Origin of the sequence: Martelella sp. HB161492 (genome assembly GCF_013184775.1) — a bacterium.
In the GTDB taxonomy this organism is placed as follows: domain Bacteria; phylum Pseudomonadota; class Alphaproteobacteria; order Rhizobiales; family Rhizobiaceae; genus Martelella.
In genome coordinates this window covers 132,709-151,912 of sequence record NZ_JAATVV010000001.1, presented here as the reverse complement: position 1 = coordinate 151,912, position 19,204 = coordinate 132,709, and the positions used below count along the sequence as shown (strand labels likewise).

Below are 19,204 nucleotides of genomic sequence, written 5' to 3'. Positions count from 1 at the left end.
GAAACGGAAGCGCGATGAAACCCCTCGAACCTATCGATCCCAAGCTGAGGATTTCCCTCGGTATCCTGTTCTTCGTCATCTTTTTTGCCGGATGGGGCGTCGCCACTTTCGGCGGTTTTGTGTCGAAGACCTTTCTGGCCGATCCGCTGACCATGCTCAGCGATGGCTGGTGGCTTTTGACCAAGCGTCATTTCCTCGGCGATATCGGCATGACGGTCTGGCGCGTTGTCGGCGGCTTTGTGCTGGCCACGATCGTGGCCGTTCCGGTCGGTATTGCCATGGGGGCCTATAAGCCGATCGAGGCCTTTCTCGAGCCTTTCGTGTCTTTCGCGCGCTATCTCCCGGCGTCTGCCTTCGTGCCGCTGCTGATCCTGTGGGCTGGCATTGGCGAGATGCAGAAGCTGCTCGTCATCTTCATCGGCTCGGTGTTCCAGATCATTTTGATGATCGCCGTCTATGTCGCCAATACCAGGCGCGATCTGGTCGAGGCGGCCTATACGCTCGGCTCATCGCATTCCAGTGTGGTACGGCGGGTGCTGTTGCCGGCGAGCGCGCCGGATATCGCTGAAACGCTGCGTCTGGTGCTCGGCTGGGCCTGGACCTATGTCATTGTTGCCGAGCTGATCGGCGCATCTTCCGGTATCGGCTACATGATCATCAATTCGCAGTCGCTGATGGCGACCGGCCAGATCATTTTCGGCATTATCGTCATTGGCGTGATCGGCCTGATCTCCGATGTTGCCTTCAAGATGATCAACCGCAGGCTTTTCGCATGGAGGTTCGCATGAGCGCGCCCGAACTCGTCATCGAAGGTGTGTCGCGCGTTTTTGCCGGCAATCGCGGCGGTGAGCCGGTGCAGGCGCTGGCGCCCACTGATCTGACGCTGGAAAAGAATGATTTCGTCACGATCCTCGGTCCGTCCGGCTGTGGAAAATCAACACTCCTGCGCATTGTCGCTGGCCTCGACAAACCCACCACCGGGCGCGTCTTGCTGGATGGCAACGTCGTCAAGGGACCTGGCGCCGACCGCGGCATGGTGTTCCAGTCCTACACGCTGTTTCCCTGGCTGACGATCCGTCAGAATGTCGGTTTCGGCCTGCGCGAAAAGGGGATGAAGGACAGGGAGATCCGGACGATCGTCGATCATTATCTCGATCGCGTCGGCCTGTCTGGCTTTGCCGATCACTGGCCGAAGCAACTTTCCGGCGGCATGCAGCAGCGCACCGCCATCGCCCGCGCACTGGCCAATGATCCGAAAATCCTGCTGCTCGACGAACCTTTCGGCGCGCTGGACAACCAGACCCGCGGCCTGATGCAGGAGCTTCTGCTCGGCATCTGGGAGCGGGAGAAGAAAACGGTCATCTTCGTGACCCACGACATCGAGGAAGCGGTCTTCATGGCCTCGCGCGTTGTCACAATGTCGGCCCGGCCGGGGCGTATTTCCTCGGTCACACCGGTCAATTTTGGCCATCCGCGCGACTATACGCTGAAGGCGGACCCGGAATTTGCCCGGCTCAGACTGAAGCTGACCGAAGAGATCCGCGCCGAGGTCATCGCTGCTGTTGCGCGCGGCTGATCTGGCGGGAGAGGGGAGCATATGGCGGCCGCAGGGCAGAATGGCAGAAAAGCGGAGGCATTGCCGCTGCATGCGCGGATCCAGCACGATGTCGAGAGCAAGATCATGTCGGGCGAATGGCCGCCGGGATTTCGCATTCCCTTCGAACATGAACTGACGGACACCTATCAATGTTCGCGCATGACGGTGAACAAGGCGCTCAGCGAGCTTTCGAAAAAGGGGCTTATCGAGCGACGGCGCAAATCCGGCTCCTTTGTCTGTCAGCCGGAAGTGCTGTCTGCAGTCATGGAAATCCATCAGCTTGACCGGGAGGTGACCGCGCTCGGGCTGCATTATTCCTTTCGCCGTCTCGCGCAGTCAGAAAGCCTTTCCAGCGACGAGGATCAGAGGCGCCTGTCCATCGACGCTCCGACACCGGTTCTGTCCGTCACCAGCCTGCACAAGGCCGGGGAGCGGTTGTTCTGCTATGAGGAGCGGCTGATCAATCTTGGCGTCGTACCGGCGGCGCGCGAGGCTGATTTTGCCAGCACGCCGCCAGGTACCTGGCTTCTGGAACAGGTGCCCTGGAGTGCTGCCGAACATCGGATCCGTGCGATCGGTGCCCAGGGCAGGGCGGCTTCGGCACTTGAGCTTGCAAACGGTACGCCATGCCTTGTCATCAGCCGCCGCACATGGAATGCCGCCGGCGCCATTACCCATGTCCGGCTGACCTATCCCGGCGACATGCACACGCTGGTGGCCGAATTCTCGCCATCACAGCGGGCGCGCTGAAGCGCTGCCTTGAAAGGCGGAGACGGGGTGCCGATGCCAAAATGGCAGAAACCGGGAGATTGATTGCCGGCGCATCAGGTCCCGGCCAAAGTTTCGCGCAGGGCCAGCCAGTTCCGGCTCGTTACCCAGTGCTCGAAATCGGCCGGTGAGAGCGGTTCGGCGAACAGATAGCCCTGCAAAATGTCGCAGCCGAGCCCACAGAGAATGCGGGCATGGTCGACGGTTTCGACGCCTTCGGCGATGATCTCGATCCCGAGTGCCCGGCCGATCTCGACGATAGAGCTGATCAGCTGACGCTGGCTTTGGGCGTGGACAATCGGGGTGACGAGCTGCCGGTCGATCTTGAGGCGTTTCGGCGCCAGCGCCAGCAGCGAAATGATCGAGGCATAACCGGTGCCGAAATCGTCGATCTCGATATCGATGCCAAAATGCTTCAGCCGCTGGACGACCTGCTCGAACGTGCCGTCGCTGGAATCAAACGAAATCGATTCCACCAGCTCGAAGGAAAGCGCGCCACGCGGCAGATCAAGCGTGTCGAGGCCGTCGAAAATGCTGCCGTCACCCAGTCTCTGGGCCGAAATGTTGACTGCGATATGGGGGACAATGATGCCGTTGCTGTTCCAGCTGTGATATTGCCGGGCTGCCTGCACCATCACCGCCCGGTCGATCTGCGATATGGCGCCGACGGTTTCGGCTGCGGCGAGGAAATGCTGCGGCGTCAGCAGGCCGCGGCTCGGGTGATGCCAGCGCACCAGCGCCTCGACACCCTCCAGTGTGAAGGTTCGTGCATTGACCTGTGGCTGGTAATGCACCACGAATTCATTGCGGTCGAGGCCCGCCAGAATTTCGTCGGCGATGCGCCGGCTCTCCACGGCGGCATTGCGCAGCGAGGCATTAAAGAGAGCGTAGCGGTCGCGCCCGGCTTTCTTGGCCTCGTAAAGGGCGATATCCGCATTGGCCAGAACATCGCTGCTTCCAGGATCGCTCCAGGCAATGCCGACACAGGCGCCGGTGCGGCAGCTATGGACACCAAGGTCGACGGGACGGCGCAGCGCTGCGAGAATGGAGCGCGCGCGCCGCTCAGCAGCCTCGGCATCGCCATCCCAGTGCGACAGGATGGCGAATTCATCGCCACCGATCCGGGCGACGAATTCGCCATCGCGGGCAAGCGATTTCAGCGTGCGGGCGGTGTGCCGGAGGATGCGGTCGCCTGCTTCATGGCCGAGCGTATCATTGACCTCCTTGAACCTGTCGAGATCGATATGGAGCAGCAGAAACGGTGCGCTCAGTGCAGCCTCGCTCCGCGTAGCCGATATCAGGTCTTCGAGATATCTCCGGTTTGCCAGATCGGTGAGCCCGTCATGGAGCGCGCGATATTCCAGACCGCGGCTGGCGCGTTCCAGTGCCGCATTCTTCTCCTTGGTCTCACGGTTGGCGGCACGCAGAGCCTGTTGGCGGTGAATGTCTTCGGTGACATCCCAATTGGCGCCGATCATCCTGCGGGTGCCATCCTTCAGCGTGTTTGAGATGCCGAAGGCGCGGATATGGTGCAGCGAGCCGTCCCGATGGACGACGCGGAACGTGGAGTGATATTCACTGCTCTTGCCTTCGACGACACGGTCGAAGGCACGCTGCTCCCGCTCGACATCGTCCGGATAGACGCTGTCACTCCAGAGCGAGATATCTTTCAGCGTTTCGTCAGGGCTGATGTCGTAGAGTGCATACATGCGCTCGTCCCAGACGACCGCGCCGCTGTCGAGGTCATATTCCCAGACGCCGATGCGGGAGGCATCGAGGGCGAGTTGCATCCGGTTTGACAATTGTTCCAGCTGCCGTTCGCGACGCCACAGCGTGCGGAAATGGGTCAGCCGCTCGCGCATCAGCAGGGCGATGCCAAACACCGCGCCGACCAGAATGACCGCGATGGAGCCGATCAGGATTCGGCGCGCAAGCGAATGGCCCAAAGGTTCCTGCCAGCCAAGGGCGGGCACCGCACCCAGCGTCCATTTGCGCTGGGCGAATTCGATCGGCTGCGTCACCGGACTTTCCGTCATGACCTCCGGCCTGCCGAAGATGAGCTCCTGGTCCTGGGTGACAGGGTTTGTCCGGACGATACTGACCCGCAGGGGTGTCTTGAGCGGAAAAGCGAGGTTGTCATTGCGGATGCGTTCAAAGTCGATGATCGTCGACATCACGCCCCAGGCCTTGCTGTTCTGTCCATCGAAGAGAGGGTAATAGGCGACAAGCTGTGAGCCGCCCTGAACGAGCGCCAGCGGGCCCTCGACGACCGGTGTGCCCGCATCGATGGCATGGGCCACGGCAGCGGCCTGCTGCGGCTGGTCATTGTAGTTCAGGCCGATGGCTGCTTCGTTGCCGGTCCGCGGATAGACCATTTCGATCCGGTTATTGCGCGCCAGCGCGACAGCCAGAACAGCCGAGGGGCTGGAGAGCATGCTTTCGGCAAGGTGCGAGAACTTTGCCTCGTCAATGGCAGGGTTGGTCGCAATCGCTGATGCCAGTCCCTGGCCGAGCGCGACATTGGCGATGATCTGGCCGGCAAGCCGGGTGCTGACAAGGGCTGACGTTTCCGCAACATCGACGCGGAGATTGTTGCGATATTCATGCGACGACAGGCGATCGAAATAGACGACAGTAATCGCGACGAGCAGGACAACCGCCAGAGCCAGAAGGTCTCCCGATGTCGGCTGCCATCGTTTGTACTTTTTCGGCTCTTCGTCGATGGCAGGCTCCATGCATAGGCTTCCGTTCATCTGATGTGGGGTATTCACAAAGATGCTGAATTTTCAATCAATAGGGTATGTTTTGAATTGTTGCAACTCTTGATGCTGGGCGCGCGCGTGGGGATCCGTTGCCAAAAAAAACCCCGGTCGGAACCGGGGCAAGTCTACCAGAGAAAAGGAACAGAATGCGGTGCTACTCGGCGGCCTTCGGGGCCATCGGGTTGTTCGGATGGGTCGTCCAGTTGGCGTAATCGGCGGAAACGGCCTTGCCGGTGCGCTTGTCGATCTCGCCGGGTTCAAGCGGCACCATGGTGATGCAGTCGGCGACGGGACAGACATTGACGCACAGATTGCAGCCGACGCAGTCTTCTTCCTTCACCTCGAAACGGCGCGCGCCGTCGACAATCGCCGTGATTGCCTGATGCGAGGTGTCCTCGCAGGCAATGTGGCAGCGGCCGCATTTGATGCAGGCATCCTGGTCGATGCGGGCCTTGGCGATGGCATTGAGATTGAGATACTGCCAGTCGGTGACATTCTTCACCGCGCGACCGGAAATATCATCCAGTGTGCGGTAGCCTTTGGTGTCCATCCAGTTCGACAGGCCGGTGATCATCTCCTCGACGATCTTGAAGCCATAGGTCATGGCGGCGGTGCAGACCTGCACATTGCCGGCGCCCAGCACCAGAAACTCCGCCGCATCGCGCCAGGTGGTGATACCGCCGATCCCGGAGATCGGCAGGTTCGGCGTTTCCGTATCGCGGGCGATTTCGGCAACCATGTTGAGCGCGATCGGCTTGACGGCCGGGCCGCAATAGCCGCCATGCGTGCCCTTGCCGCCAACGGTCGGCACTGGGGCCATGGCATCGAGATCGACGGAAACGATCGAGTTGATGGTGTTGATCAGCGACACCGCATCGGTGCCACCGCGGAAGGCGGCGCGGGCTGAATGGCGGATGTCGGTGATGTTGGGCGTCAGCTTGGTGATCACCGGCATGCGGGTATATTGCTTGCACCAGCGCACCACCATCTCGACATATTCCGGCACCTGGCCGACGGCGGCGCCCATGCCGCGTTCCGACATGCCGTGGGGACAGCCGAAATTGAGCTCGATGCCGTCGGCGCCGGTTTCTTCCACCAGCGGCAGGATCGCCTTCCAGGCCTCTTCCTCGCAGGGCACCATGATCGAGACGACGATCGCCCGGTCCGGCCAGCGTTGCTTGACCTCCTTGATCTCGCGCAGATTGGTGTAGAGATCGCGGTCGGTGATCAGCTCGATATTGTTGAGGCCGAGAAGACGGCGGTCGGCGCCCCAGATCGCGCCATAACGCGGACCGTTGACATTGACGACCGGCGGGCCTTCCTCGCCGAGCGTCTTCCAGACGACACCGCCCCAGCCGGCGCGAAAGGCACGCTCGACATTATAGGCCTTGTCGGTTGGCGGCGCGGAGGCGAGCCAGAAGGGGTTGGGCGATTTGATGCCGACGAAATTATTGGAAAGATCAGCCATGTTTCATCCCTCCTTCAGGCGACGGCGCTTGCGTGTGCTTCGCTGGCAAGCATCTTGTTGATGGCAATGGCCGCGTCACGGCCCTGGGCAACGGAGGTGACAGTCAGGTCCTCGCCGCGCTTGATGCAGTCACCGCCGGCATAGACGCCGGCAAGCGATGTCAGGCCATCCTCGTCAACGGCAATGCGGCCGCCTTCAAGTTTCACCCCGTCGAGGTGATCGGCAACAAAGGTCTGGCCGATCGCCTTCAGCACATGGTCAGCAGCGATAATGCCTGTGTCGCCGGTGACGATCAGCTTGCCATTCTCGATGGCGGTGTTGTCGAACAGGACACCGGAAACGGCGCCGTTCTCACCGAGGATTTCCTTCGGCGCCAGATAATGGCGGATGAAGACGCCCTTCGCGGCGGCAAGTTCCTGCTCGAAGGCCGAGGCGCCCATGGCCTCTGCGCCGCGGCGATAGCACAGCGTTACCTCGGCCGCGCCAAGCAGCTTGGCCTGAACGGCAGCATCGATGGCGGTCATGCCGCCGCCGAGGACAACCACATGGCTGCCGACCTTGACGGCGGCCTTGTCATCGGCCTGGCGCAGCGTTTCGATGAAGTCGACGGCATTCTCGCAGCCATCCAGATCTTCGCCGGGAATACCGAGCGCGTTGACCCCGCCAAGACCGATGCCGATGAAGACGGCGTCATAATCGCGGCTGAGGTCACCGAGGGCAAAATCGCGGCCAAGTGCCATGTTGTTGCGGATTTCGATGCCGCCGATCTCCAGCAGATATTCAATCTCGCGCTGGGCGAAGTCGCCGGTGGTCTTGTAGGCGGCAAGGCCATATTCGTTGAGGCCGCCAGCCTTGGCCTTGGCCTCGAAGATCACGACATCATGACCGGCCATGGAAAGCTTGTGGGCGCAGGCAAGGCCTGCCGGGCCGGCGCCGATCACGGCGACCTTTTTGCCGGTCGCGGCTGCGCGGGCATAAAACTGTGTGCCTTCGGCCATCACCGTGTCGGTCGCGTAGCGCTGCAGCAGGCCGATCTCGACCGGCTTTTCCTCCGCGGTATTGCGCACGCAGGCCTCCTGGCACAGCGTTTCGGTGGGACAGACGCGGGCGCACATGCCGCCGAGAATGTTCTGGTCAAGGATCGTCTTCGCCGCGCCGGTGGCATTGCCGGTCGAAATCTGGCGGATGAACAGCGGAATGTCGATCGCCGTCGGACAGGCTGTCATGCACGGCGCATCATAGCAGAAGTAGCAGCGGTCAGCCTCAACGGCTGCCTCATGCTTCTGCAACGGCGGATGCAGATCAGAGAAATTGCGCTCGTAATCGGCAGGCGTCAGACGCCCGCCCGCGCGTGCGGGTTCGGTGTCTTGCATATGGTTCCCCTTTTTTTGTTTCTGAGAAAAGACTAACCCGGTTTGAAAATTTTATCAAACGGTAAAATTTTGATCCTGGTCATAAAAAGCCCGCAAAATGGGCTTGTTTCGCAGCTGTTGTGGTTGCATCGGTGAACGGTTCGCGCCAATAGACTTGATCAAAACGTAAAATCGAAGCACCCTTCCTTGCTCATACCGTCGTCGGCGGTTCTGGAGGAAAGAAAACCGGACGATGTCGCAATACCTGATTCTGATCGTTAATTTTGCGGGGATGATGGCGCTGACAGCCATAGCCTTCGCACTTGTCATGCGTTCGGTGACGGTTGCCTCTGCAAGACAGGTTCTCCTCGGTTTCAGCCTGGGGCTGGGGGCTGCGCTGGCATCATTTCAGCCGGTCATGCACATTAACGGGCTGCAGATCGATCCGCGCAACCTGTTTGTCGGCTGTGCCGGTGCCTTTGCCGGGCCGATCGGCGGCCTGATCAGCTTCGCCATGGCGGCAGCGACGCGCTATCTTGAAGAGGGGCCATCCGCGAATGTCTGCGTGCTCTCGCTCTTGGTCGCCACCTGCCTTGGTCTTGTCTGGCGCAAGGTGGTCAGCCGCGCCGGTGAGATCACCAGGACACATCTTCTGCTGCTTGGCCCGACGATCAGCCTTTCCTTTGTCTGCGGCTTTTTGCTGCCGCGTTCGGACTGGGCTCCGGTGTTTTCCAATGCCATTCCTTTCCTTGTCATCACCAATATTATCGGCGCTTTTGTGCTTGGCGGCTTTCTCGAACGTGAGCGCCGGCGCAACCTGCGTGAAAAGGCGCTTCATGTTCTGGCGTCGGTCGATCCGTTGACCGGGCTTTCCAACCGTCGCGCCTTTGAGGAGGCCTATCGCGTTGCGGCCTTGCGTCAGACACCGCGCGGCGCGGCGCTTCTGCTGATCGATCTTGATCATTTCAAGAAGGTCAACGACACCTGCGGCCATGCCGCCGGCGATCAGGTGCTCGTTGCTGTGGCGGCACTGTTGCGCGAAAGCCTGCGGGGCACTGACCTGGCTGCGCGGCTCGGCGGCGAGGAATTCGCTGTCTTCCTGCCCAATACCGGGCGCGAGAAGGCGCGTGAAATCGCCGAGCGGGCGCGCAGCGCCATCGCGGAAATCGCCGTCTCGGACAATACCGATACGCTCGCCATCACGACGAGTATCGGGGTATGCTGGAGCCACGCCTGCCTGCCGATGGAGACGGCGCTGGAACTATCCGACCGTGCCCTCTATCAGGCCAAGACGCACGGTCGCGACCAGATTGTCCTTGTGGAGCGCAATGCGGCTGCCACGCCATCGGAATTGCCTGCTTTCCCGAAAAGACGACGGATGATCGCCGAACATTGACTGGCATTGGCCGCTCGCTTTCCACTTGAGGCTTGAAAAGGCGGCGGGCTGACCGGTATCTCTGCTTGATGCATTGAAAGAGGTTTGCAGCGTGCAGAAAAAACTCAGCCTGGCCGAGGTGACGGCCATCGGGATCGGCGGGATGATCGGCGGCGGCATTTTCGCCGTGCTTGGTCTTGCCATCGCCGTTGCCGGCCATGCCGTGGCGTTCGCCCTTCTGGCCGGTGGCGTGATCGCGCTTCTGACCGGTATCTCCTATGCCCATCTCGGGCTTGAGTTCAGAAATGACGGCGGCAGTTTCACCTATATTGAAAAGGCCTTCACAGCCCCCGGCATTGCCGGTTTCGCCGGATGGCTGCTGGTTGCGGGCTATGTCGGCACGCTGGCGCTTTACGCCTCGGCTTTCGGCGCCTATGGCGCGACGTTCCTGCCTGAAAGTGCCGCCGGTGCCGGCGTACTGGCGGCCGTGGTGCTCACCGGCTTTCTGGTGATCAATCTTGTCGGCGCCAAGCTGTCGGGCGGCGTCGAGCTTGGCGTGGTCGCGATCAAGCTTGCCATTCTGGCGCTTTTTGCAGTGATTGCCGCGACGGGCATCAAGGCGTCGCATTTCACGCCGGTTTTCGATCACGGTTTTCCGGCGGCGCTTTCGGCCGTGGCCCTTATCTTCGTCGCCTATGAGGGATTTGAGCTCATCCCGAATGCCATTGACGAGATGGCCGCACCCGAGCGGAACCTGAAACGGGCGATCGTGATTGCCATCTGCCTCACGACACTGATCTATGTGGCTGTGGCGGTCGTTGCGCTAGGCAATCTTACACCGGCGGAAATCGCGAAGGATCAGGAATATGTACTTGCTGTTGCCGCGCGGCCGATGCTCGGTCAGTTCGGTTTCACGTTGATCGCTGCTGCCGCGCTTCTGTCGACGGCTTCGGCAATCAATGCAACGCTTTTCGGCGCCGCCCGGCTCGCCATGGTCATGGCGCGCGAAAGAGCCCTGCCGGCGATTTTCTCGATGCGCGAACGCAACCGGCCGATCCCTTACGTGGCACTGATTCTGCTGACGGTTCTGTCACTGGCCTTTGCCCTTTTCGCGCCGCTTGAGGAGATCTCTCTCTTTGCGAGCGCCACATTTCTGTTGATCTTTTTCGCGGTCAATCTGGCGGCCTTCAGGCTGTCGCGGCGGATCGCCATCAAGCCGGTTGTGCCGCTGGCAGGTTGCCTGCTCTGTTTCGCGAGCTTTCTCGTCCTTGTCTGGCACACCTTTCAGACAGACCCGGTCGGCCTGCTGTTCCTGGCGGGGGCCTATGGCGTCGCTGCGGTGCTTGAATGCGCTCTGGTGCTGCGTCACGGCCGCCGCCCGGCCTGATCGGAGCGAGAGCGCCGTGCGCCCTTTTGGACGCACCAGGACGCTCGATCTTATTGAATCTACCCATCGTTCCTTTCGAAAATCGATTCCGATTTTCGCGCCGATGCGCTGGCGACCGTTCACGCCATGTCGCGGCCGGTCACATCGATATCATTGGCGGCGAGCCGCCGCTTGGGGCGCATCAGCGGTTCGGGGCGCACAGGTTCGGTATGCAGCATGTCCGCCCCGGCCAGAATGCCCTCGACCGCCTGAATTTCCAGCCGCTTGGCGTCCCGCTTGCGAATGTCGTCGGTAATCGCCTGGGCGTCCTCCTCGCTGGTTCCGAGCGCAATCAGGGTCTCGCGGCCGAAGGTGAGGCCGGATTCGAGGGTTTCGCGCAGCTCGTATTCAACGCCGCGGGCTCTGAGAGCCAGTGTGTGGCCCCGGTCATAGGAGCGGGCATAGATATGCGCGCGGGGGAAGTTTTCCTGGATCATGGCTATCACCTGATCGGTGATCTCGCGCTTCTGGGTGCAGACGGCAACGATCTTGGCCTTTTCGATGCCGGCTGAAATCAGCACATCCTTGCGGGTCCCGTCGCCGAAATAGATGTGAAAGCCAAAGGCCGATGCCTGACGGATGCGTTCCGCAGAATAGTCGATGATGGTGACATCGCGGCCGCTTGCCAGAAGGATCTGCGCGGCGATCTGGCCGAAGCGGGAAAAACCGACCATGAGCACATCGGCGCCGGCGCCGGCAAAATCCTCCTCCATCTCCTCATGATGGGTCTCCGTCCGGTAAAGTCTTGCGGCAAGCCGCACGCAAAGCGGCGTGACAACCATGGAAAGCGTCACAATGGTGATCAGCAGGGAGGCGGTGGCATTGGAAAACAGCCCGCCCGCCGCTGCCGTCGAGAACATGACAAAGCCGAATTCTCCGCCCTGTGGCAAAAGGGCGGCGATACGGATCGCATCGGCATGCGAGGAGCCGCTGAGGCGACAGAGCAGGTAGATCACTGCCGACTTGACCGCCACCAGCACCGGTACAGCCAGGATGATGAGGAGGATGTTTTCCCACAGAACCTCAAGTTCCAGAGACAGGCCGACGGCGATGAAGAAAATGGCCAGCATGACGCCGCGAAAGGGCTCGATGTCGGCCTCAAGCTCGTGGCGGTATGACGATTCGGCCAGCATGACACCGGCGAGAAACGCCCCCATGGCCATGGAAAGGCCGACGAGATGCATGGCGGTCGCCGCGCCGATGACAATGAACAGGGCGGCAACAATCATCACCTCGCGCGCGCCGGTCGCGGCGATGATCTGGAAGACCGGTGTCAGAACATAGCGGCCGGCGGCGATCATCAGCGCGATGACCATCAGCGCGAGCGCAGCATTGGCCAGCATGTCACTTCCTGATGTGCCATCCGCACCGCCGGACAGGATGGCCAGCAGCGCCAGCAATGGCACGATGGCGATGTCCTGAAACAGCAGCATGGAAAAGGCGCGCTGGCCGTAGCGGGTATTGACGTCGCCGGCATCGTCAAGGATCTGCATGGCAAAGGCGGTGGAGGAGAGCGCCAGACCGTAGCCGGCAATGATGGCGGCGCTCCAGTCGAACTTGCCGGTCAGCATCACCAGCGGTGCCAGGATCGCACCCGTCAGCAGCACCTGTGCCAGGCCGAGGCCGAAAATATCCTTTCGCATGGTCCATAGTCGCGCTGGCTTCAGTTCCAGTCCGATCATGAACAAGAGAAAGACAACGCCGAGTTCGGCGACGCTCAGGACTTCTTCGCCATTGGTGATCTGCTGGAGCATGGGACCGATGATGACCCCGGCGGCCAGATAGCCCAGGACCGTGCCGAGACCGAGACGCTTGAATATCGGGGCGGCGATGGCAGCGCCCCCCAGCATCCAGAGCAATTCGGAAAACATGCTCGCCTCGCTCGCCATAATGCGCATAGCCCCCTATAGGTTAATAAAAATCGAGCGTCTTCAAAACGGCACTTGATGGAATACAAAGCGAACAATAAATGGAAGCGCAAGGAAAGGCCATGCCATGTCTGTGAATGACGCTAGCAGCGATTTGATCAAAAACGCTTCCAGGATTGTTGATGCCGCCAGAGCGGCGGGTGCCGATGCCGCCGATGTGGTGGTGTCAGAAGGCGTCTCCAACGCGATTTCCGTGCGCGACGGCAAACGCGAAAATGCGCAGGCTTCTGAAAATCAGGGCCTGTCGCTGCGGGTCTTCATCGGTCAGCGCATTGCCAGCGTGTCGACCAATTCCGCCGATGATGTTTCCGCGCTCGTCGAACGGGCCATTGCCATGGCCAAGGTTTCGCCGGAAGACCCCTATGCCTGTCTGGCCGAACCCGATCGGCTGGCCCATGCAAGCGCCGATCTGGAGCTCTATGATACGACTGCCGTGCCACCGGAAAAGCTGGCCGAGCGGGCACTGGCGGCGGAGAGTGCTGCCCTTGCCGTGACGGGCGTCAGCAAGAGTTCCGGGGCGAGTGCCGCAAGCGGTGAAATCGTCTTCGCGCTGGTGACCAGTGGCGGTTTTGCCGGCGGCTATCGGCGATCCTATTTTTCCGTTTCCGCTTCGGCTGTCGCCGGTGACGGCACGGCGATGCAGCGCGATCACGATTCTGATACCCGTGCCTTTGATGCCGATCTGACGGCGCCGGAGGAGATCGGCCGCAATGCTGGCCGGCGCGCCGTCGAACGCCTCAATCCGCGTCAGCTCGAAACGCAGCGCGGCATCGGCATCATTTTCGATCAGCGTGTTGCCACCAGCCTTGTCGGTCATCTGGCCGGAGCCATTTCCGGCGGTGCGATCGCGCGCAAGACCTCCTTCCTCAAGGACAGTCTGGGCAAGAAGGTCATGAAGGCCGGGGTCAGCCTGATCGATGATCCGACGATCCTGCGCGGGGCCGGTTCCCAGCCTTTCGATGGCGAGGGCGTGGCAAGCCTGCCGCTCACCATGGTGGGGGACGGCGTTCTTGAACAGTGGTTCCTGTCGACGGCGCTCGGCCGTGAGCTTGGACTTGTGACCAATGGTCGCGGTGCGCGCTCCGGCAACTCGCTGTCTGCCACGGGCACCAATCTGATTCTGGAACCGGGCACGGAGACGCCGGAAGCCATGATGAAGGCACTCGGATCCGGTTTCCTGGTAACCGAGCTGATCGGTCACGGCGTCAACATGGTCACGGGTGAATATTCGCGCGGGGCATCGGGTTTCTGGTTCGAGAATGGCGAGATTGCCTATCCCGTCTCGCAGATGACGCTCGCCGGAAACCTGAAGGACATGTATCTCAACATGACGCCGGCCAGCGATATTGACCGCCGCTATTCGATCGCCGCACCCAGCCTCCTGGTCGAGGGACTGACCCTGGCAGGGCGCTGACATGGTGCCTGACAGCATGAGGGACGCGACCGGCAATGATGACTGGTCAGACGATCTCGCACTGATTGATGCGGCGGCGCGCGAAGCCGGTGATGTTGCGCTCGGCTATTTCGGCCATGACCCGCAGACCTGGTGGAAGAATAATGGCGCTTCGCCCGTCAGCGAGGCGGATTTTGCCGCCAATCGCCGGCTCGAAGCGGTGTTGCGCCAAGCAAGGCCTGATTATGGCTGGCTTTCGGAGGAAAGCGAGGACGATCCGGCGCGGCTTGACTGTGAGCGCGCTTTCGTTGTCGATCCGATCGACGGAACCCGTGGCTTCCTGGCCGGAGACGAACGCTGGGTCGTTTCCGTCGCTGTGGTCAGTCGCGGTGAGCCCGTGGCTGCGGTCCTTTTTGCACCGGCGCTGGATGAGGTCTTTACCGCCTGCCGGGGCGGTCCTGCCGTCAAGAACGGCACTGAGATTGCCTGCCGGGTTGCCGGCGCTCACGACAGTCTGGACGTTGCTGCGCCGGGCAATCTGGTGGAGCGGATCGCGCCGGAGTTTCGCAGGCGTATCCGCCGTGCCGGTCACGTCCCCTCATTGGCCTACCGGCTGGCGATGGTCGCGGACGGGCGGCTCGATGGAACGCTGGTCAGGACGGATTCACATGACTGGGATATTGCGGCTGCCGATCTGATTCTGCGCTCGGCCGGCGGCAAGCTTGTTGACGGCGACGGCTTGGCGCCGCGATACAATCTGGCGGATGTCTCGAAGGATACGCTGTTTGCCGGAGCGCCGGATATGGTGGATGCGCTTGTGCGGACGTTCGATCGCAAACCCTTTGCTTGACATCCGCATCAATTACCGCGACACGAGTGGTCGCATCTGCAACGATTTTTGCAAGCGAGGTTTCTCATGATCGATACGGTTGAAAACAAACAGCTTCTGCACCTGGTGTTCGGCGGCGAACTCGAGCATCTGGATGGTGTCAAGTTCTCTGACCTTGACCAGCTGGACATTGTCGGCATCTATCCCAACTATGCCGCAGCGCATACGGCATGGAAGTCCAAGGCCCAGCAGACCGTCGACAATGCGCATATGCGCTATTTCATCGTCCACCTGCATCGCCTGCTCGATCCCGAGAACTGATTCGGCCGGTCGAAGGTCCTAATTCGGCCCCGGTTTACGGTTACGATCCCGGCGAAGACGCTGCCGTTTGCAGGACAAGTGCGTAAAATGTTGATTTTACGTCTCTTCTTTTGTGGTGCCGGGCTTCAGTTGTCGCTGCCATCAATGCGTGTGCATTCGGCTGATGAAATGGTACCCTGACGGAACGATTCGGCCCCGGCAGATGGATTTTCTGGAGTGCTTCTGGCTTTGACGATGAAGGCGCGCATTTCGATATGGCTGGCGACGCAGGGATACAGGTTTGCCGGAGTGGTGGCCTATCCCGCGCTGCCCTTTGTCTACCGCGTCCGCGCACGCAAGGGCAAGGAAGAGCGTGACCGCCGGGCCGAGCGCTTTGGCCGCGCCAGTGTTGCGCGGCCTGCAGGTCCTCTGGTCTGGGTTCATTCCGCCAGCGTCGGCGAAACGCTGGCCGTCGCTCCGATGATGGAGAAGATCGCCGCACTTGGCATTCACGTGCTCCTGACCACCGGAACGGTCACATCGGCAAAGCTTGCCGCAGAGCGTTTTGGCGATCAGGTGATCCATCAATATGTCCCCTTCGATGTGCCGCGCGCGGTGGCCCGCTTTCTCGATTACTGGCGACCGGACGTCGCCATCAATGTCGAAAGCGAGATCTGGCCAACCACCATGGCGCAGCTTTCGAAGCGGAATATTCCGCAGATCTTCGTCAATGGACGGATTTCCGACAGATCCTATGCCCGCTGGCTGAAGCGGCGCGATCTTGCCCGCAGCCTGTTCTCCCAGATTACCAGCGTCCTGGCGCAGAGCGATCTGGATGGCGAACGGTTTCGCGATCTCGGTGCCATGCGTGTCTCGGTCACCGGCAATCTGAAGGTCGACCGGGACCCGCCCTCTGCCGATGAAGCCGTGCTGGCGCGATTGCGCGCTGAAATCGGTGACCGGCCGGTCTGGGCCGGAATCTCCACCTTCGAGGGGGAGGAAAAGGCCGTTGCCAACGTTCATCGTGTGCTGAAAAGCCGCGTGCCGGGATTGCTGACGGTGATCGTGCCGCGTCATCCGGAGCGGTGCGATCAGCTGGCGGCGCTGTTCGAGGCCAAGGGGCTCAACGTCATTCGCCGATCCGAAGGCAAGGCAATCACGCCTGAGACGGACATTCTGCTTGGTGACACGATGGGTGAGATGGGGCTTTACCTTCGTCTCGCCCGGATTGCCTTTGTCGGGCGCTCGCTGACGGCGACGGGTGGACAGAATCCGCTTGAGCCAGCCATGCTGGGCATCGCCATTATCAGCGGTCCGAATGTTCAGAATTTTCAGGAAGCTTACCAGAGACTGCGTGCGGCAGGTGCAGCCCGGACCGCCGATACGGTCGAACAGCTGGCGCGGAATGTCTATCAGCTGTTCACGGCCGAAAAGGCCCGCGACGACATGGTGGTCGCGGGTTATCGTACGGTGGAGGTCATGCGCGGTGCGCTTGCCGAAACGATGAAGCATCTCGACCGGCATCTTTCCCCGCTTGTGCTGGAGGCGCGGCTGAGCGCGCGGCGTGCGTTGCAGGGGGGCGGCGTAGCTTCGGCTGATGCCGATCGGGACTCTTCCGTGCATGGCCGCATGCGCGCGTCACGCTAGCTTGCGGCTGATGGCGGTCATGACAGGAGAGCGGACGTGACATCGCTGCTCAGAGCGCCTGATTTCTGGCAGAAGCGCCGCCATCCAATCACCTATGTTCTGAGGCCGCTGTCCTGGCTATACGCCACGGTTGCAGACCGGCGCATGCGCCGGGCAAGCGGCGCCATCATGCCCGTGCCGGTTATCTGTGTCGGCAATTTCACGGCCGGAGGTGCGGGGAAATCGCCCGCCGTTGAAGCACTCGCGCATGCCGCCCGGTCTCTCGGGCGCAAGCCCGGCATCGTCATGCGCGGTTTCGCAGGACGCGGCGGCGCGGCGCGGATCGTCGACAAAGGTCGCGACACCGGAGCTGACGTCGGCGATGAGGCCCTGATGCTGAGCGCCGTCGCGCCGGTGGCTGTTTCACCGCAGCGACATGATGCGGCAGAGCTGCTGGTTGAAGCGGGCATCGATATCATCATCATGGATGACGGCTTGCAAAGCGGCCGGTTGAAGCCCGATCTGGCGCTCGCCGTGATTGACCGGAAGCGCGGTCTCGGCAATGGCCTGGTTCTGCCTGCCGGCCCGCTCAGGGCTTCGCTCGCTGTTCAGCTTGAAAAGACAGACAGGCTTGTCCTTGTCGGAGCAGACGGCGAAGGTGAGGCGGTGGCCGCACTTGCCGGGCGTACGGGCCTTGCCTGTCTCGATGCCGATATCCGTCCGCGCGATGCCGGGCGTTTTGCAGGCAGGCGAGTCCTTGCCTTTGCCGGTATCGGCTATCCGCAGAAATTCTTCGACACGCTCAGCGCCGCAGGCGCCACGATCGTCAGGGCGGTGCCGCTTGCCGACCATCAGGCGATTGCAGCTGAGACCGCCCGGGCGCTCTGCGCCGAGGCAGAGGCCAGCGGGCTTGCCGTGGTGACAACGGCGAAGGACATGGCACGCCTTTTTGGCGCATCCGATCCGGCGCTGAAGGCTCTGGCGGCGGCGGCCGATGTGCTTGAGATCGATATGATCTTTGCCGATAAGGGGGCGGCCGAAGCCCTTGTTCTGGCGGCGATTGACGGGTTTTCCCGGCGTGTCGAACCATCAGGCGCGGCGTTCAATCCGAATTGAATGGCATTTGCGGCCAATTGCCGTATGATCAGAGCGCAGAAACGGTATCAGCTCCGGTGGGAAACGATGACGATCATTTCAAGTGACGTCCGTCGTGCAGAAAAGGCGGACGCCAAAGCCATAGCCAATGTTCACTGGCAGGCCTGGCAGCATGGTTATGCCGGTCTCATTCCTCATATTGCGCTGCAGCATATGCTGACCCGCCGCAACAGCCAGTGGTGGCTGAAAGCGGTTGACGGGCCTGCGACGCTGCTGGTGCTGGAAGTGGATGCGCGGGTGGTCGGCTATGCAACCGTCGGGCTCAGCCGGGCGCGGTCGCTGCTCCAGGAAGGTGAGATCTACGAGATCTATCTGCTGCCGACCTATCAGGGGCTGGGCTTCGGACGGCGGCTGTTTCGCGAGGCCCAGCGTCTTCTGGCTTCACTCGGTTGTAAGGGCGTGATCGCCTGGTGCCTGGAAGATCTCGATCAGGCGACCGGCTTTTTCACCGCTCTTGGCGGGCGCCGTCAGGCGCTCAGCATCGAGCGGTTTGGCGACAAATGTCTCGACAAGGTTGCTTTTGCCTGGGATTGATCGCTGCTAATCGTTTGAAACGGATTTATGATCTTTTGCGGAAAATGGCAGCCCCGTCAAATTTGCCGAAGTCAGTTCGGCTGGTTGCTTTATAGGGCGATTTTGATTATCCAAGTGGCAAAATTTCCAATTCCCAATGGAGAAGCTTAATGCGTATTGATGCCATCAAGATCGGTGAGAATCCCCCGGAAGATATCAACGTCATCGTCGAGGTTCCGCTTGGCGGCCAGCCGATCAAGTATGAGATGGACAAGGATGCCGGCGTTCTGGTCGTCGACCGTTTTCTCTACACGCCGATGATGTATCCCGGCAATTATGGCTTCGTCCCGCACACGCTTTCCGATGATGGCGATCCGATCGACGTGCTGATCTGTAACCTGCGCCCGCTGGTTCCCGGCTGCGTCATCAATGTCCGCCCGATCGGCGTGATGATGATGGAAGACAATTCCGGCAAGGACGAGAAGATTATTGCAGTGCCGTCGGAAAACGTCAGCGCCCGCTTCACCAAGATCCGCGACTATCAGGATATGCCTGAAATCCAGCTGAAGCAGATCGAGCACTTTTTCGAGCACTACAAGGATCTGGAACCCGGCAAATGGGTCAAGATCTTTGGCTGGCACGGTGCCGAAGAAGCCAAGAAGCTGATCGTCGAGGCGATCGAGCGCGCCAAGACCAAGGGCTGAGCCCTTCA

16 protein-coding genes are annotated in these 19,204 nt (G+C 61.0%); 12 read left to right on the top strand and 4 right to left on the bottom strand.

The features are described from left to right. The first annotated feature begins 14 nt into the window (after positions 1-14). The 3 genes from HCK86_RS00685 to hutC are packed head-to-tail and all read left to right on the top strand — an operon-like array spanning position 15 to position 2,347. Complete coding sequence (locus HCK86_RS00685; RefSeq protein WP_176082552.1) at positions 15-788, top strand: ABC transporter permease; 774 nt, start codon at positions 15-17, stop codon at positions 786-788. After that, a complete protein-coding gene (locus tag HCK86_RS00680) occupies positions 785-1,576 on the top strand; it encodes an ABC transporter ATP-binding protein (protein WP_176082551.1) in 792 nt (263 codons plus the stop codon). Before HCK86_RS00685 ends, HCK86_RS00680 begins: the two co-directional genes overlap by 4 nt. Positions 1,577-1,597: 21 nt before the next feature. Then, on the top strand, positions 1,598-2,347 hold the full coding sequence (gene hutC, locus HCK86_RS00675) for a histidine utilization repressor (protein WP_176082550.1): 750 nt from the start codon (positions 1,598-1,600) through the stop codon (positions 2,345-2,347). A gap of 74 nt (positions 2,348-2,421) precedes the next feature. On the opposite strand, the gene HCK86_RS00670 is transcribed toward hutC, so the two are convergent. From HCK86_RS00670 to HCK86_RS00660, 3 genes are all read right to left on the bottom strand, one after another. Then, positions 2,422-5,100, bottom strand: coding sequence for an EAL domain-containing protein (locus HCK86_RS00670; protein ID WP_176082549.1), 2,679 nt, complete (start codon positions 5,098-5,100; stop codon positions 2,422-2,424). A gap of 181 nt (positions 5,101-5,281) precedes the next feature. Further along, complete coding sequence (gene preA / locus HCK86_RS00665; protein WP_176082548.1) at positions 5,282-6,595, bottom strand: NAD-dependent dihydropyrimidine dehydrogenase subunit PreA; 1,314 nt, start codon at positions 6,593-6,595, stop codon at positions 5,282-5,284. A 14-nt stretch (positions 6,596-6,609) separates the two neighbouring features. Next, positions 6,610-7,968: an NAD(P)-dependent oxidoreductase gene (locus HCK86_RS00660; RefSeq protein WP_176082547.1), complete on the bottom strand. Its 1,359-nt coding sequence runs from the start codon at positions 7,966-7,968 to the stop codon at positions 6,610-6,612. A 232-nt stretch (positions 7,969-8,200) separates the two neighbouring features. Here HCK86_RS00660 and HCK86_RS24170 point away from each other — a divergent pair, with 232 nt between their 5' ends. Both HCK86_RS24170 and HCK86_RS00645 read left to right on the top strand, forming a co-directional pair. Continuing rightward, positions 8,201-9,343 (top strand): diguanylate cyclase, encoded by a 1,143-nt coding sequence (locus HCK86_RS24170; protein WP_281409572.1) that lies wholly within the window; start codon positions 8,201-8,203, stop codon positions 9,341-9,343. Positions 9,344-9,434: 91 nt separating this feature from the next. Then, complete coding sequence (locus HCK86_RS00645; RefSeq protein ID WP_176082546.1) at positions 9,435-10,709, top strand: APC family permease; 1,275 nt, start codon at positions 9,435-9,437, stop codon at positions 10,707-10,709. A gap of 119 nt (positions 10,710-10,828) precedes the next feature. Here HCK86_RS00645 and HCK86_RS00640 read toward each other — a convergent pair whose 3' ends face one another. After that, positions 10,829-12,637, bottom strand: a complete 1,809-nt coding sequence (locus tag HCK86_RS00640; protein WP_176082545.1) for a monovalent cation:proton antiporter-2 (CPA2) family protein — start codon at positions 12,635-12,637, stop codon at positions 10,829-10,831. Positions 12,638-12,743: 106 nt separating this feature from the next. Between HCK86_RS00640 and HCK86_RS00635 the strand changes: the two genes are divergently transcribed. The 7 genes from HCK86_RS00635 (at position 12,744) to ppa (ending at position 19,196) form a co-directional block, all read left to right on the top strand. Next, positions 12,744-14,090 (top strand): metallopeptidase TldD-related protein, encoded by a 1,347-nt coding sequence (locus HCK86_RS00635; protein WP_176082544.1) that lies wholly within the window; start codon positions 12,744-12,746, stop codon positions 14,088-14,090. 1 nt (position 14,091) lies between these two features. Further along, positions 14,092-14,919, top strand: coding sequence for a 3'(2'),5'-bisphosphate nucleotidase CysQ (locus HCK86_RS00630; protein WP_246739400.1), 828 nt, complete (start codon positions 14,092-14,094; stop codon positions 14,917-14,919). A gap of 66 nt (positions 14,920-14,985) precedes the next feature. Next, positions 14,986-15,219: a DUF4170 domain-containing protein gene (locus HCK86_RS00625; RefSeq protein ID WP_176082543.1), complete on the top strand. Its 234-nt coding sequence runs from the start codon at positions 14,986-14,988 to the stop codon at positions 15,217-15,219. 234 nt (positions 15,220-15,453) lie between these two features. Beyond that, a complete protein-coding gene (waaA, locus tag HCK86_RS00620; protein ID WP_176082934.1) occupies positions 15,454-16,845 on the top strand; it encodes a lipid IV(A) 3-deoxy-D-manno-octulosonic acid transferase in 1,392 nt (463 codons plus the stop codon). A 36-nt stretch (positions 16,846-16,881) separates the two neighbouring features. Beyond that, positions 16,882-17,940, top strand: coding sequence for a tetraacyldisaccharide 4'-kinase (gene lpxK / locus HCK86_RS00615; RefSeq protein WP_176082542.1), 1,059 nt, complete (start codon positions 16,882-16,884; stop codon positions 17,938-17,940). A gap of 66 nt (positions 17,941-18,006) precedes the next feature. Then, entirely contained in the window at positions 18,007-18,513 is a 507-nt protein-coding gene (locus HCK86_RS00610; RefSeq protein ID WP_176082541.1) for a GNAT family N-acetyltransferase, read from the top strand. A gap of 149 nt (positions 18,514-18,662) precedes the next feature. Continuing rightward, positions 18,663-19,196 carry an inorganic diphosphatase gene (gene ppa / locus HCK86_RS00605; protein ID WP_176082540.1) on the top strand — a complete coding sequence of 178 codons (534 nt, stop codon included), beginning with the start codon at positions 18,663-18,665 and terminating at the stop codon, positions 19,194-19,196. Positions 19,197-19,204: the final 8 nt, after the last annotated feature.

What these genes read in the sequence shown, in the direction of transcription:
- HCK86_RS00640 (WP_176082545.1), bottom strand. Translation starts at nt 12,637, where the DNA reads ATGGCGAGCGAGGCGAGCATGTTTTCCGAATTGCTCTGGATGCTGGGG.
- HCK86_RS24170 (WP_281409572.1), top strand. Translation starts at nt 8,201, where the DNA reads ATGTCGCAATACCTGATTCTGATCGTTAATTTTGCGGGGATGATGGCG.
- HCK86_RS00635 (WP_176082544.1), top strand. Translation starts at nt 12,744, where the DNA reads ATGTCTGTGAATGACGCTAGCAGCGATTTGATCAAAAACGCTTCCAGG.
- HCK86_RS00610 (WP_176082541.1), top strand. Translation starts at nt 18,007, where the DNA reads ATGACGATCATTTCAAGTGACGTCCGTCGTGCAGAAAAGGCGGACGCC.
- preA (WP_176082548.1), bottom strand. Translation starts at nt 6,595, where the DNA reads ATGGCTGATCTTTCCAATAATTTCGTCGGCATCAAATCGCCCAACCCC.
- HCK86_RS00630 (WP_246739400.1), top strand. Translation starts at nt 14,092, where the DNA reads ATGGTGCCTGACAGCATGAGGGACGCGACCGGCAATGATGACTGGTCA.
- waaA (WP_176082934.1), top strand. Translation starts at nt 15,454, where the DNA reads ATGAAGGCGCGCATTTCGATATGGCTGGCGACGCAGGGATACAGGTTT.
- HCK86_RS00670 (WP_176082549.1), bottom strand. Translation starts at nt 5,100, where the DNA reads ATGGAGCCTGCCATCGACGAAGAGCCGAAAAAGTACAAACGATGGCAG.
- HCK86_RS00660 (WP_176082547.1), bottom strand. Translation starts at nt 7,968, where the DNA reads ATGCAAGACACCGAACCCGCACGCGCGGGCGGGCGTCTGACGCCTGCC.
- HCK86_RS00685 (WP_176082552.1), top strand. Translation starts at nt 15, where the DNA reads ATGAAACCCCTCGAACCTATCGATCCCAAGCTGAGGATTTCCCTCGGT.
- HCK86_RS00625 (WP_176082543.1), top strand. Translation starts at nt 14,986, where the DNA reads ATGATCGATACGGTTGAAAACAAACAGCTTCTGCACCTGGTGTTCGGC.
- HCK86_RS00680 (WP_176082551.1), top strand. Translation starts at nt 785, where the DNA reads ATGAGCGCGCCCGAACTCGTCATCGAAGGTGTGTCGCGCGTTTTTGCC.
- ppa (WP_176082540.1), top strand. Translation starts at nt 18,663, where the DNA reads ATGCGTATTGATGCCATCAAGATCGGTGAGAATCCCCCGGAAGATATC.
- hutC (WP_176082550.1), top strand. Translation starts at nt 1,598, where the DNA reads ATGGCGGCCGCAGGGCAGAATGGCAGAAAAGCGGAGGCATTGCCGCTG.